General features: G+C 59.9%; 12 protein-coding genes, 1 tRNA gene and 1 riboswitch. Of the genes, 4 read left to right on the top strand and 9 right to left on the bottom strand.

Features of this window, described 5'->3' with window-relative positions; all coding sequences use genetic code 11:
• Window positions 1-2,311, bottom strand: a 2,311-nt coding sequence (locus C5748_RS23980; protein ID WP_146119611.1) for an autotransporter outer membrane beta-barrel domain-containing protein, incomplete at its 3' end; no start/stop codon positions are given.
• A gap of 399 nt (window positions 2,312-2,710) precedes the next feature.
• Between C5748_RS23980 and C5748_RS28045 the strand changes: the two genes are divergently transcribed.
• Entirely contained in the window at window positions 2,711-2,932 is a 222-nt protein-coding gene (locus C5748_RS28045) for a hypothetical protein (RefSeq protein WP_146119610.1), read from the top strand.
• Window positions 2,933-2,940: 8 nt separating this feature from the next.
• Here the strand turns inward: C5748_RS28045 and C5748_RS23965 are convergent.
• Window positions 2,941-3,014 (bottom strand) — tRNA-Gly (locus C5748_RS23965).
• A gap of 76 nt (window positions 3,015-3,090) precedes the next feature.
• Complete coding sequence (locus C5748_RS23960; protein WP_105745049.1) at window positions 3,091-4,182, bottom strand: 2'-deoxycytidine 5'-triphosphate deaminase; 1,092 nt, start codon at window positions 4,180-4,182, stop codon at window positions 3,091-3,093.
• Window positions 4,183-4,256: 74 nt separating this feature from the next.
• A riboswitch (SAM riboswitch) is annotated at window positions 4,257-4,336 on the top strand.
• 82 nt (window positions 4,337-4,418) lie between these two features.
• On the opposite strand from C5748_RS23960, the gene C5748_RS23955 reads away from it, so the two are divergent.
• Both C5748_RS23955 and apaG read left to right on the top strand, forming a co-directional pair.
• Window positions 4,419-5,612: an O-succinylhomoserine sulfhydrylase gene (locus tag C5748_RS23955; protein ID WP_105745047.1), complete on the top strand. Its 1,194-nt coding sequence runs from the start codon at window positions 4,419-4,421 to the stop codon at window positions 5,610-5,612.
• A 130-nt stretch (window positions 5,613-5,742) separates the two neighbouring features.
• Window positions 5,743-6,135 (top strand): Co2+/Mg2+ efflux protein ApaG, encoded by a 393-nt coding sequence (gene apaG / locus C5748_RS23950; RefSeq protein WP_105745045.1) that lies wholly within the window; start codon window positions 5,743-5,745, stop codon window positions 6,133-6,135.
• Between the two features lie 54 nt (window positions 6,136-6,189).
• Here apaG and C5748_RS23945 read toward each other — a convergent pair whose 3' ends face one another.
• The 5 genes from C5748_RS23945 to C5748_RS23925 form a co-directional block, all read right to left on the bottom strand.
• Window positions 6,190-7,128 carry a DMT family transporter gene (locus C5748_RS23945; RefSeq protein ID WP_245581950.1) on the bottom strand — a complete coding sequence of 313 codons (939 nt, stop codon included), beginning with the start codon at window positions 7,126-7,128 and terminating at the stop codon, window positions 6,190-6,192.
• A 150-nt stretch (window positions 7,129-7,278) separates the two neighbouring features.
• The gene (locus tag C5748_RS23940; RefSeq protein ID WP_105745043.1) at window positions 7,279-8,070 is read right to left on the bottom strand and encodes a PhzF family phenazine biosynthesis protein; all 792 of its coding nucleotides are present in this window, start codon (window positions 8,068-8,070) and stop codon (window positions 7,279-7,281) included.
• 27 nt (window positions 8,071-8,097) lie between these two features.
• Window positions 8,098-9,147 carry an Hsp33 family molecular chaperone gene (locus C5748_RS23935; RefSeq protein ID WP_105745041.1) on the bottom strand — a complete coding sequence of 350 codons (1,050 nt, stop codon included), beginning with the start codon at window positions 9,145-9,147 and terminating at the stop codon, window positions 8,098-8,100.
• Complete coding sequence (argF, locus tag C5748_RS23930; protein ID WP_105745039.1) at window positions 9,134-10,072, bottom strand: ornithine carbamoyltransferase; 939 nt, start codon at window positions 10,070-10,072, stop codon at window positions 9,134-9,136. Before argF ends, C5748_RS23935 begins: the two co-directional genes overlap by 14 nt.
• A gap of 5 nt (window positions 10,073-10,077) precedes the next feature.
• Window positions 10,078-11,283, bottom strand: coding sequence for an aspartate aminotransferase family protein (locus C5748_RS23925; protein WP_105745066.1), 1,206 nt, complete (start codon window positions 11,281-11,283; stop codon window positions 10,078-10,080).
• Between the two features lie 554 nt (window positions 11,284-11,837).
• On the opposite strand from C5748_RS23925, the gene C5748_RS23920 reads away from it, so the two are divergent.
• Window positions 11,838-12,365 (top strand): GcrA family cell cycle regulator, encoded by a 528-nt coding sequence (locus C5748_RS23920; RefSeq protein ID WP_105745037.1) that lies wholly within the window; start codon window positions 11,838-11,840, stop codon window positions 12,363-12,365.
• A gap of 107 nt (window positions 12,366-12,472) precedes the next feature.
• Here C5748_RS23920 and C5748_RS23915 read toward each other — a convergent pair whose 3' ends face one another.
• Entirely contained in the window at window positions 12,473-13,771 is a 1,299-nt protein-coding gene (locus C5748_RS23915) for an ATP-binding protein (protein ID WP_105745035.1), read from the bottom strand.
• Between the last annotated feature and the right edge of the window lie 66 nt (window positions 13,772-13,837).

Genomic DNA, 13,837 nt, shown 5'->3' with positions numbered 1-13,837 from the left:
GCATCGGATTGGCGGCGCCGCCCCAGTAGCGGTTGCCGACACGCTGGCGCAGCGTTCCCACGCCGTTGAGTTCCTGCAGCACCTGCGCATAGGCCTCGTAGATCGGCACGCCCGGCTGGTAGAGCGGCTGCGGCGTCGGTGTCGGCGTCGGAGCGGGGCCCGGATTGGGCGGGATTACAGGGCCCGGCTCGAGCTGCTGCGGATTGAACTCAAGGCCGGAGCGCAGGTACCAGTCCCCGTCACCGGGCGTGGAAACGCCGTTCTTGTAGAGCCTGTAGGCATAGGCACCACCGACCACTGTCGGCTGGCCGGCGAAGGTATAGTGGCCCAACAGCGTGAACTGGCCATTGGAGGCGCCCCCGACATCGATGATCTTGATGCCCTCTGTGGTCTGCGCCCCGCCGCCGCCGAGATTGGTCACCTGCACATTGGTGTTGCCAGAGGTGGCGCCGGTAACGACGAGCAGATCGGTTGACGAATTGTCACCGCCCAGCACCGTCTCGATGGCGAGCTTGCCGCCCTGCCCGACATAATCACCGGCGACCGTCAGCGTGCCGATTGAATTGCCTGGTGAAACCGTGCCGAAGTTCGTCACATTGCCGACCTGGCCGGTGCCGCCGAGCGTGCCGGCTGTCATCACCGTCGAGGGACTGAGGATCGAGCCGTTCACCAACAATGTACCGGCATTGATTGTGGTTGCGCCCTGATACGTATTGGTGCCGACGAGATTGAATGTGCCGCTGCCAATTTTCGTAAGACCGCCTGTTCCCGTGAACACGGAGACGGCTTCGTTCGCAACGTTGTGACCGGCATCGTCAATCGTTAGACCGCCCGCCTCCAGATTCAATTCCGTGCCGGAAAAGCCGGTGATGAAATTTGCGTTGTCGCCGATCGCACGTAGCGTGCCGCCATTGAAATTGACCTGGGCCACCCCCGCCCCGGCTCCTAACTCAAAGGTTTCCAAAGTGCCGCCCGTCAGATTGACGGTCCCGGATGCGGCGGGATCGAAGGCGACAATGGTATAGGCTGTCTGGACATGGCCGCCGTTCGTGATGTTGAGGGTACCGTTGCCCGTGCTCCCCCCACCAACGACCGTCCCTCCGGAAACCTCCAGCCACGAGCCTGGATCGGTAACTGTGGCGACACCTGTCCCGAAAGCCCCGACGATGAACCCTCCACCGTTATTGACCACGATCGAGCCACCGCCGCTGACTGTCACTGTCGCTTGCGCGGTGCTCTGCGATGGATCATCCCACCCTGCGACATAAAACCCTTCCGTTGATCCATTAACGATCCAAGTCGAGCTGGGCCCATCCACCTTAGCTGTTGTAACGCCTCCTGCGTTCGCCGACAGAAAAACATCGCCAGATACTATCGAGCCCGCCTTGTCGACGGTGATGGTCGACTGCCCCTCATAAGAAACAATCGAGGTGTCTTCGGGCATGGACAGCTTGCCACCAGCGGTCACGATCAGCGTGCCAGTGCCACCGTAGCGGCTGATGTCCAATTGTTGGCCGCTGCCGACAATGGCTACCGATGCTTGATCCGAAATGGTCAGGGTGCCGTTCGCAGCAGGAAGGCCGTTTCCAGCGCGATCCTGGCCGATTGCCAGCCAACCATTATGGGTCCAGTTGGTGCCACGACCGGTGACCGTGACGGCGCCGGTAGAGCCAGGGGCATCGCCGATGACAGTCTGTATTGCCTGTGAATTCAGCGTGCTTCCCCCTTCCAAGAGCAACGTTCCGCTCCCGCTGTTACCGATCCTTGACGACGCAGCCAACGACACAGTGCTGCCTCCCGTGATGGTCACGATACCGCTGCTCGACGCACTGCTGCCGATATTGAGATTATACGCTGTCAACGAACTGCCGTTCTGGATCGTCAGACTGCCGGACGTGCTCGCGCTGCTTCCGAGCGTGATGGAGTGGGCCACTCCGGATGCCCCCTGGGACACGCCGAGAACGGTTCCGACCGAGGGCGATGGGGTCGTGGGTGACAGGGTCGTGGGCGACAGGGTATCGATAATGACGTTGGCCGTGCTGGACGGGATCGTATTGGCGGCGGTGCCGTTAGGCAAATCCCAATTGGCTGCATCCGTCCAGTCATGGCTCGCACCCGCCCAGTCGAGCGTCGAAGACTGCGCCGACGCACGGTCAACTTGAGCGCCGCCGGCCGCAAGAGCAATTGCTAGCGTCAGGACCGAGGCCGTTGCCCGAAATCTTCTTGAAGAAGCCAGCCTGTTGCGTGAAACCGGCTTCGCTGCCGGGGGGACCAGTCGGCGGGATAAAAGTGTTATTGCAGGCGAATGCATCTTGTTCTCCACAGGGTCTGTGCGCAGCGTGCTGACTTAAGCACGCGCCTTCGCTGCCGCCCCCCGCTCCATTGGGCGCGGGCCTCATCGCGACGCAGTATCGGAACAATTTCCGCTGAAATATAAGCATCGGAGGCAAGTAATATTTAGTAGATCGTGGTTAACAATGTGTTAATTCAACTATTTCAACATTTATATACTTAAAAGTGTATTTATATAAATTTACCTCTACCTGTGATTGTAATAATCGTTGAACTACCAATGCTACTTTTCCGTGTAAAAACTAAATTTTTATACCATAATGCCAATTTATGTGCAGTTCGACTGCAAGAACAGCTTTCATTTTAATCGCAATGGTTGCGACAATGATTTCATTATTCTGGTGAGCAGTAAAACTTATTGGCGACAGAACCTGGCGATCCACTCGACGAAGCCAGCGAGCGTGACGCCAAGCGCGATTCTGCCAATATCCACCACGCCAAGCACACCGATACGGAATGCGAAATTGCGGAAATCATGGCGCGGGAAGAGGCTGAACGAGGCCAAAGAGCGAACGCAGGCTGTAAAATCACCTGTAAACCGCATGTTTTTGAAGATTTCAAAATGCCTCTAAGGCATTGAAATATAAATGGAGCGGGTAGCGGGAATCGAACCCGCGCGTTCAGCTTGGGAAGCTGACAGGCTACCATTACATCATACCCGCTTGCGCCTCACGCGCAGCATATCCTAGATCGCGCCGCCGCTCATCATTGTCAAGCGAGGACCGCGCTTGCGCACCGTTAACGGAAATGTTTCGAGAGCTTCAGCCCCTGCGCTTGGTAATGCGAGCCGAGATCGGCCCCGTAGAGCGCCCTGGGGCGCGCCAGCATGTGCTCATAAACCAGCCGCCCGACGATCTGGCCATGTTCCAGGATGAACGGCACCTCGTGGCTGCGCACCTCGAGCACGGCGCGGCTTCCCGTGCCGCCCGCTGCGGTGTGGCCGAAGCCCGGATCGAAGAAGCCGGCATAGTGGACGCGGAACTCGCCGACGAGCGGATCGAACGGCGTCATCTCGGCCGCATAGAGCGGCGGCACGTGCACCGCCTCGCGCGAGACGAGGATATAGAATTCATCGGGATCGAGCACAAGCTCGCCACTGCCGCGATCGTGGATCGGCTCCCAGAAATCGAGCAGATCGTGTGCGGCGCGCTTGTCGACATCGACCACCGCCGTGTGATGCTTGCCGCGATAACCGACAAGCCCGTCACTGCTGCCGGTCAGATCTATGGACAGCGCGATGCCGCCGCCGGAGATATTGGGGGTTTCGGACGCCACCAGCGTTTCCCCCACGTGAAGCGCGGCAAGTTCCGCCTCACCAAGCTGGGCGCGGCCCTTGCGGAAGCGTATCTGCGACAGGCGCGAGCCGGTGCGCGCGACGATCGGGAAGGTCCGGGGGCTGACTTCGAGATAGAGCGGTCCCTGATAGCCGGCCGGCACCTTGTCGAATTCCTGCGCGCCGTCGACGATGACGCGGGTGAAGATGTCGAGCCGCCCGGTCGAGCTTTTCGGATTGGCGGAGGCGGACAAATCCGAAGGCAGCGAAAGCCTCTCCAGAAGCGGCACGATATAGACGCAGCCCGTTTCCAGCACCGCGCCCGCCGTCAGGTCGATCTCGTGCAGCTTCAGCCGCTCGAGCTTGGTCATCACCGGCGTGCCGGGGCCGGGCATGAAGGAGGCGCGGACGCGATAGGCCTTATGCCCCAGCCGCAAATCAAGGCTCGCCGGCTGTATCTGGTCGGCATCGAGCGCTTTCGATGCCGCCAGCGCACCACCCTCGAACAGCGCCGCTATATCTGCGTCGGCCAATATTCCCGCGTCACGTCTGATCATGCCTAGCCTCAAAAATTTCGATCCACGTTTACCGCGCCCGGCGATTGACGCAAGCCGTCAAGAAGACTAAAGCATTCTTATCCCGTGGTGATTTGGCCGGCCGGCTTGCAGCCACGTTAAAGAATTCGCTAAAAAAGGCCGCGGTCCCCACGACCGGCCTTTTGCGTTTTCGCAAGGCCGGTTTTTTATTGGCCGCCTGATCGTGGATCAGATGGTCAGGTTCCGAGGTTGGACAGATGACGAAGAAGACGACACGCAATTTTCGCCCCGCAACGCAGCTCGTCCATGGCGGCACGCTCCGCTCGCCCTTCGGCGAGACCTCCGAGGCGATTTTCCTGACCCAGGGCTTTGTCTATGACACGGCGGAGGCGGCGGAAGCCCGCTTCAAGGGCGAGGAACCCGGCTTCATCTATTCGCGCTATGCCAACCCGACCACCGACATGTTCGAAAAGCGCATGTGTGCACTCGAAGGCGCGGAGGATGCGCGTGCCACGGCTTCCGGCATGGCCGCAGTCGCTGCTGCCTTATTGTGCCAGGTCAAGGCAGGCGACCATGTGCTTGCCGCCCGTGCGCTGTTCGGCTCCTGCCGCTATGTCATCGAGACGCTGTTGCCGAAATACGGGGTAGACTTCACGCTGATCGACGGCTCGAAGATCGAGAATTGGGAACAGGCGATCCGTCCCAATACGACGGTGCTGTTTCTGGAGAGCCCGACCAACCCGACGCTTGAAGTGGTGGACATCGCGAAAGTGGCGGAAGTCGCCAATTCGGTCGGGGCCAAGCTCATCGTCGACAATGTCTTCGCCACGCCGATGTTCCAGAAGCCGCTCGAACTGGGCGCCCATGTCGTGGTCTATTCCGCAACCAAGCATATAGATGGCCAAGGCCGTTGTCTCGGCGGCGTGATCCTTTCCGACAAGGAATGGATCGACGAAAACCTGCACGATTATTTCCGTCATACCGGGCCCGGCCTCAGCCCGTTCAACGCATGGACGCTGCTGAAGGGCCTCGAAACCCTGCCGCTTCGCGTGCGCCAGCAGACCGACAGCGCCGGCAAGCTCGCCGACTTCCTGGCCGAGCACAACAACGTCGCCCGCGTCATCTATCCCGGACGCGCCGACCACCCACAGGCGGATATCATCGCAAAGCAGATGAGCGGCGGTTCCACGCTGATAGCCTTCGATCTGAAGGGCGGCAAGAAGGCGGCTTTCGCCTTTGAGAATGCGCTCGAAGTGATCCTGATTTCCAACAATCTGGGCGATGCCAAGAGCCTCATCACCCATCCCGCGACCACCACGCACAAGAACCTGAGCGATGAGGCGCGCGCCGAAGGCGGCATCACCGACGGCCTGCTGCGGCTTTCCGTCGGGCTCGAAGATGTCAACGACCTCATCGAGGATATCGATCTGGCGCTGAAGGCTGCGGGCTGAAGCGAGCTGTCAGGAACCGCTTGTTCACACGGCATTTCTGCCGGTTGACGAAACCGCGCGGCTCCGCGATATCTTTCCCGATATTTGGGCGCAACATCTGTGAAAGATAGACCGGGGAGAACAGGGTTTCATGTATCGCGCAGTCACGCGGCAGATCGAAGTCGTCGTCGAACCATTCTATCTGGAGGACCAGTCCGATCCGGAGGAAAACCGCTATGTCTGGGGTTATCGGGTAACGATCGCCAATAATTCACCGGAAACGGTGCAGTTGCAGTCGCGCTATTGGCAGATCACCGACCAGAACGGCCATATCGAGGAAGTGCGCGGTCCGGGCGTCGTCGGCGAACAGCCGATTCTCGATCCCGGCGATTCCTTTCAATATTCCTCCGGCTGCCCCTTGACCACGCCATCCGGCGTCATGGTCGGGCGCTACCAGATGCAAGGCCCCGGCGGCAAAGCCTTCGAGATCGAAATCCCGGCCTTCTCGCTCGACTTGCCGGACCAGTATCGAACGCTGAACTGATCGCAGCGCCCCTCCGCAGCGGCGAGCCTGAAGCCATCGCCGTGTGGACGAAAATCAAGCCGGAGCGCTTTTGCGCTTGAACACGCGCCAAACACGGCCATCGACGGCCGCAAGGCCAATGGCGATCAGCCCCAAGCCCACGGCGTGCCTGCTTTGCAATTTTTCGCCGAGCACCAGCACACCGAGCAGGATTGCGCTTGCCGGAATCAGGAAGGTGACAAGCGCAAGATTGGTTGCGCCGGCGGTTGCGAGAATGCGGAAATAGAGGATGTAGGCGAGTGCGGTCGAGAGAAGCGCCAGCCCTGTCACCGCGGCAACCACATTCGCGGAAGGCCATGAGAGCGTCCAAGGCCGGTCGATGATGAGCATCAAGGGGAGGAGCATGAGGCTCGATGCCGTTACCTGCCCCGTCGCGGTCGCAAGCGGCGCGATCCCCATTTTGCGGAAACGGCGTCCGAAAACGCCGGCAAAGGCATAGGAAAGGGCCGCTACCAATATTCCGAGTTGCGCCACAACACCGATCCCCAAGGCATCCAGCGCTGTGCCGCCAATCATGATGGCGACCCCGGTAAATCCGGCCATTACTCCGAAAAGGCGGCCGCCGCTCATCTTCTCGTCAGCGGTCAGATAATGGGCCACGATCACTGTGAAGAGCGGCGTGGTGGCATTAAGGATGGAGGCGACTCCGCTGGCGATATGGGTCTGCCCCCATACGATGAGGCCAAAGGGAATGGCATTGTTGAGAAGTCCCATGCCGAAGAACGCAAACCAAGCTTCACGCGTCCTGGGCAGATGCATCCCCATAATGCGGATGACGAAGTGAAGCATCAAAGCGGCCAAGGCGACCCGCAAGACCACAATGGTCAAAGGCGGCAATTCCTTCACCGCCACCCCGACGAAGAAGAACGAGCCGCCCCAAAGAAAGGAAAGAACGAGGAGCAGGCTCCATTCGAATGCAGTCATCGGCCGATTGGCTGGAGAAACGACGGTCATGGCGGGTTCCCATACAAAGCCTGGACCTTTGTCGAACACTGGGGCAAGAGCAATCGGTTTCTTGCTCTTGAAACCGCTAACCGCCTTCTTGCTCGATCTGTCTGACAAGCACCGGACGCTGAACTGATAGCGCCTCAAGCAGGGCGATCGTTACTGCAGGTAGATTTCCGCCTTCATGAAGGTGACGGCCCGTCCGGTGATCAGCACCCTGTCGCCGGCCAGTTCACATGCTAGATGTCCGCCTCGTGCCGAGGCTTGAAACGCCGAGAGACGATATCGGCCCAGTTTGCCTGCCCAATAGGGAACGAGGGTCGCATGGATCGACCCGGTCACCGGATCCTCGGGTATCCCGGCGCCGGGTGCGAAATAGCGCGACACGAAGTCATGGGCCTCCCCCTTCGCCGTAATGACCAATCCCATGGGATGGATCTCGGAGATTCTGAGTAGATCAGGAACAAAGGCACGGAGAGCTCGCTCATCCGGCAATTCCACGAAGATATTCTCGAAATTCCGGAAGCCCGTCACCTGCCGGTCTGCAAAGCATTCGGCGATGGCTGGTGGAAACTGGTGCAGCGGCTCCGGCGGAAAGCTCGGCAGATCGAGACGATATCCTTTATCGTCAGGGGATACGCGCAGTTCGCCAACACGCGTCTGGAACAGCAGTTCCCGATCAATGTTCCATTCCGTGGCCAGTATGTGTGCGGTTGCCAAGGTGGCATGGCCACAGAAATCGACTTCATGGACCGGCGTGAACCAGCGAAGGTCCCAGCCTGTCCCATTGGGGCAAGCGAACGCCGTTTCAGCCAGATTGTTCTCGCTGGCTATGGCCTGCATCACGCTTTGAGGCAGCCAGTCGTCAAGGATCAGCACGGCGGCGGGATTTCCCGCGAATACCCGGTCGGCGAATGCATCCACCTGATACATGGTGAGCGTTGCAGCCATATTTCCCGTCCCGCCTGCCAGCAACCGCTACGTCTCCTCGAATTCCTTTGGGTCGAATTCGTAGAGCGTCGAGCAGAATTCGCAGGTGACCGCAATCTTGCCGTCCTCGATGCTGTCCTCGATTTCCTCGGCGGTGAAGCTGGAGAGAACGTCGCGGATCTTTTCGCGTGAACAGGAGCAGTCGTCGATAATGGGCACCGACTGAAAGACGCGCACGCCGCGCTCATGGAACAGGCGATAGAGCAGCCGTTCGGTGCCGACCTGCGGATCCGTCAGTTCCGAGCTTTCGATGGTGCCGACGAGCGACTTGACCTCCAGCCAATCGTCATCCTCGTAACCGGCCTCGTCGCCATCGTCTTCGCCGTCATTTTCACTATCGGGCGCATCGCCGCCGGGGAGATCTCGCTGCCGCATGCGCATTTCGGATTCGGGCAGGAACTGCACCATCAGCCCGCCGGCGCGCCATTGCTCGACCGGCTTGCCATCCTCGCCACGCTCGACGAGCTTGGCGACGGAAAGACGCAGATCGGTCGGGATCTGCTCCGACTGACGGAAATAGGTGCGGGCAATATCCTCGAGGTTCGAGCCATCCAGGGCGACGATGCCCTGGTAGCGCTGCATGTAGGTGCCCTGGTCGATGGTCAGCGCCAACGTGCCGCGGCCCAAAAGCTCCTCCGGCGCGAGCCTGCCAGCGGCAATCGCCTCCGCCAGCCTTTCCTCATCGTAACGGGCATAGGCGCGTACGGATTTCGGCGTGCGGAAATCGACGACGAGCATATCCACCGGGCCGTCCGACTGTGTCTGGAAGATGAACTTGCCTTCGAATTTCAGCGATGTGCCGAGCAGGACCGTCAGCACGATGGCTTCGGCCAGAAGCCGCGCCACCTCCTCGGGATATTCATGTCGTTCGAGAATGGCGTTGAGGACGGAACCGAGCTGGACGGCGCGGCCCCGCGCATCGAGCGTCTCGACCTGAAACGGCACGACTGCATCGTCGCCGGCGAAATGGAAATCGCCGAGCCTGGTCTTGTCGGTCCCCGTATCCCCTCCGCTGCCGAAAATATCAGCCACGCGCATCTGCTCCTTCCAGGCACCATGCCAGAATGGCTTTTTGTGCATGAAGGCGGTTTTCCGCCTCGTCGAAGACGACCGAATGAGGACCGTCGATGATGTCATCGGTTACTTCCTCGCCGCGATGGGCGGGAAGGCAATGCATGAACAACGCATCGGGTTTGGCATGGTTCATCAAACGCTGATTGACCTGATAGGGCATGAAGACATTATGACCGCGTGCGCGATCCTCCTGCCCCATCGAAACCCAGGTATCGGTGACGACGCAATCGGCACCGGATACGGCCTTGACCGGATCCGTGGTCGACATGATCCGTCCGCCATGCTCCTTCGCCCAACCGAGATAGCCGCCGCGCGGTTCGCTGCCTTCGGGCGCTGCGATATTCAGGTTGAAATCGAACCTCGCCGATGCCTCGATCAGCGAATGAAGCACATTATTGCCGTCGCCGGTCCAGGCGAAGGTGCGTCCCTTCACCGGGCCGCGATGCTCTTCATAGGTCATGACATCGGCCATGATCTGGCAGGGATGCGTATCGTCGGTGAGCCCGTTGATCACCGGAACAGTGGCGTTTTCGGCCAGTTCGATCATGCGGTCATGTGTGGTGGTGCGGATCATGATGATATCGACATAGCGCGACAGCACTTTTGCGGTATCCGCAATGGTCTCGCTTCGGCCTAGCTGCATCTCCGATCCGGTCAGCATGATCGTCTCGCCGCCAAGCTGACGCATGGCGACATCGAAGGAGACGCGCGTGCGTGTCGACGGCTTGTCGAAGATCATCGCCATGACCTTGCCGGCGAAGGGCTTTTCGATCCCGCCTGCCTTGAGACGCTCTTTGCGAAAACGCGCATCGTCGAGAATGAGCCGCAACTCCTCGGCAGGAACGGCGGAAAGGTCGGTGAAATGCCTGAGATCGTGCTTGAACGCCATGACTGTTACGCCGATTTCTGCTTGTTGGTGACGGAAAGCCGCTCGACGGCGGCTTCGATGCGGGCAAGACCTTCGCGCGCTTCGTCTTCCGTGATGGTCAGCGGCGGCATCAGGCGCACCACATTGTCGCCGGCACCGACGCTCAACAGATGCTGGTCGCGCAGTGCCTGGATGAGTGCCGTGTTGGGAATGACACATTTGAGCCCCATGAGCAGGCCATTTCCGCGCTGCTCCGACACCACGTCCGGATAACGGTCTGCGATGGAGGCGAGCCCTTGCTTGAACAGGCGTGAAATATCGCGCACATGCTCGAAGAAACCGTCCGCCAGAACCACGTCGAGCACGGCATTGCCCACCGCCATGGCCAGCGGATTGCCGCCATAGGTGGTGCCGTGAACGCCTGCCGTCATGCCCTTTGCGGCTTCGGCGGTCGCGAGACAGGCGCCCATCGGAAAGCCGCCGCCGATGCCCTTGGCGACCGCCATGATATCCGGTGTGATGCCCGCCCATTCATGGGCGAAAAATTTACCCGTCCGGCCGACGCCGCACTGCACCTCATCAAGAATGAGCAGAAGGCCATGTTCGTCACAGATCTTGCGCAGCGAGCGAAGGTTTCCCTCCGCTACCGGGCGTAAGCCGCCCTCGCCCTGCACCGGCTCGATGAGAATACCGGCCGTCTCCGGCGTGATCGCCGCCTTCAGCGCCTTTTCGTCACCGAACGGCACCTGGTCGAAGCCATCCACCTTGGGGCCGAAGCCTTCGAGATATTTCGCCTGTCCGCCTGCCGCGATCGTCGCCAGCGTGCGGCCATGGAAGGCGCCCTCGAAGGTGATGATGCGATAGCGCTCGGGATGGCCGTTGACATAATGATAGCGGCGCGCGGTCTTGAACGCGCATTCGAGCGCCTCGGCACCGGAATTGGTGAAAAACACCTTGTCGGCAAAAGTGCTGTCAACGAGCCTTCGGCCGAGTTTGTCCTGACCGGGGATTTCATAGATGTTAGAGACGTGCCAGAGCTTTTCGGCCTGGGAGGTCAGCGCGTTCACCAGATGGGGATGCGCATGGCCAAGCGAGTTGACGGCGACGCCCGCTGCAAAATCGAGATAGCGCTCGCCCTTCTCCGTGATCAGCCAAACGCCCTCGCCTCGCTCGAAGCGCAATTCGGCACGATTATAGGTGTCGTAGAGCGGTTGCACGGTCGCATGGGTCATGCCGGGGGTCATGCCAGTCGGGCCTCCATAGCCTTTATGGGTAAAGCGGATCGCGTTTTCCAGGCGTGATCCGCGCGGATCAAATCAAAAAGCCGCCCTCGGGGCGGCTCAAGGTCTTCAATATCGTGCGTGAATGCTTAAATGTCAATTGAAGCAGGCGTGCCAGCACACATGCGAGCACAGCGGGCCGAAAGCCGAAATCGGCATGCGGAAAGCACGATGGTAGTTTCCCTAGCTTACTGCGTTCTTTATGCGTTATAGAGGACGCACGGCGCTGGAGCATCGACTTTCGGTGCGGCCGCTTCCTCTGTGGTAGAGAGAGCCGGCAAAACGCCTGTGGTTAACACCCAAGTTGGGGAAAACCCGAAAAAGCAAATCACTGTGGCTGCCGGACGCTTGTCACGGAGTCACGCATTAATGTAGTTTCCTCCTTAGCAAAAACTAGATTTCGTGCGGCGGACCTAGTCATCCGGATAGATGTAGTAGTTTTGTCTGGAGCAATCCGGACATGGCGATGGATTCTGGATGAGAATGAAAGATTGGAGCCCAGGACAATGAACTGGACAGACGAGCGCGTCGAACTGCTTAAGAAATTGTGGAGCGAAGGCCTTAGCGCCAGCCAGATTGCGGCGCAGCTTGGAGGCGTCAGCCGAAATGCCGTCATCGGCAAGGTGCATCGGTTGAAGCTTTCGGGCCGCGGCAAAACATCTTCGACGCAGACGCGCAGCAAGAAAGTCAACACGACCGGTTCGGTGCGCGGCAGCGTGCATTCCGGCGCAAGCCAGACGATGGTACGAACCAGCGTCACCAAGAGCGTCGGTGCAACGGCCCTGCAGGCCGAATATGCCGTAGAAGCGGTGGCGCATACGGTGCTCAAGCCCGCGGCCGATGTCGTGGTGCCGATCTCGCGCCGTCTTTCGCTGCTGCAATTGAGCGAACGGACATGCAAATGGCCGGTCGGCGATCCGCTCAATGAAGATTTCCACTTCTGCGGCAATGATTCCGGCGATACGAGCCCCTATTGCACCTATCACTCGAAACTGGCTTTCCAGCCGGCATCGGAGCGCCGCCGCGCCCGCTGAGTCGGAAGTGGATGAGGGCTTGAACTGCCCTATTTGCGCATCCGCCGTGTGGCGCGCCGTTTCAGGGGAGGCTCTTTCCATTGCCTCGGCGGTGGAAAGAGCTCACCTCAGCTTTTCGTTTCAGGCGCATTGAAGCGCACGATGAATGTCGAGCCCTCGCCCACCCGTGAGCGGATGACGAGCCGCCCCCTGTGACGGGTCAGGATGTGCTTGACGATCGCCAGGCCGAGGCCGGTTCCCTTCTGGGCACGGCTGGTTTCGACATCGACGCGGTAAAACCGCTCGGTGAGACGCGGCAGGTGCTCAGACGGGATGCCCGGCCCGAAATCCTGGATCGATGCCACGACCTCCCTGCCAGCCGAATGGTCTTCCTCCTTCAGACGCACGATGACGCGCTTGCCTGACTGGCCGTATTTACAGGCGTTTTCCAACAAGTTCTGGAATACCTGTATCAGCTCGTCACGATCGCCCGTCACCTTGACCGGATGGGCCGGGACCTGGCGCTCAATGGTTACTTCCAGTCCATTGGCAAGCGGCGTCAGCGTATCGGCGACATGATTGAGGACATTTGCGAGATCGACGCTTTCGGTGACGGCTATATGCGCCTTCATTTCAAGGCGCGACAGCGAAAGTAGATCATCGATCAGCCGCGACATGCGGTCCGCCTGCTTCTGCATGATTTGAAGAAACCGGTCGCGCGCAGCCTCGTCTTTGCGGGCGGGCCCCTGCAGGGTTTCGATGAAACCGCGCAGCGAGGCGAGCGGCGTACGCAGCTCATGGCTGGCATTGGCGATGAAATCCGACCGCATCCGGTCGATCCTGCGCATCTCGGTCTGGTCACGAAAAAGAAGAACGAAGGATGCCGGCTCACCGGCACCCGCATCGAGCGCCATGGCCATGGCCTTGTACCACCGGTCGAGAGGCAGGCGTTCGAAATAATCGATGGCGCGCGGCTCGCCATCGGCTATCACGCCCTGGATCAGCCCATGCATTTCCGGCGCCCGGAACCGCAGATAAAGCACGGAATCCTCGGCCAGCGGCCGGAATGCCTCCCGCGCCGCCTTGTTGGCGTAGAGCACCATGCCGCCGGCATCGAAAAGGATCATCGGATCGGGAAGTTGCTCGGCAAGGCGTACGCCAGAGATACGCGAGAGGCCACTTTCCGTTCCTTCGCCGTGGCCGAGCTGCGTTTCTTCGGATCCCTGCCCAGGCGCGAAGGCAGCGATTATCAGCAGCAGCACGATGCCGAGGAGGAGCAGAACCGCAAACGGTGCGCCGGAGCTAAGAACCAGGGCCAGCGCCAAAACCGCCATGGCAAGGGTATAACGCGCACGGATAATGCGCCCGGCGATCTGCTTTGCCAGGCTCCCCGCTTTTTCCGTGATACGATTATCGGTTTCGCTCATCCTGTCCTGCTCAACATATGGGATTATAGGCCGAAATTGCGGTAAGCATGTTTCCAGTGAAGCGCG

The organism is Phyllobacterium phragmitis (genome assembly GCF_002980495.1).
GTDB classification, from domain to species: Bacteria; Pseudomonadota; Alphaproteobacteria; order Rhizobiales; family Rhizobiaceae; genus Paramesorhizobium; species Paramesorhizobium phragmitis.
Note: the sequence above shows the minus strand (reverse complement) of the source record. Positions and strands in the feature narration are given on the sequence as shown.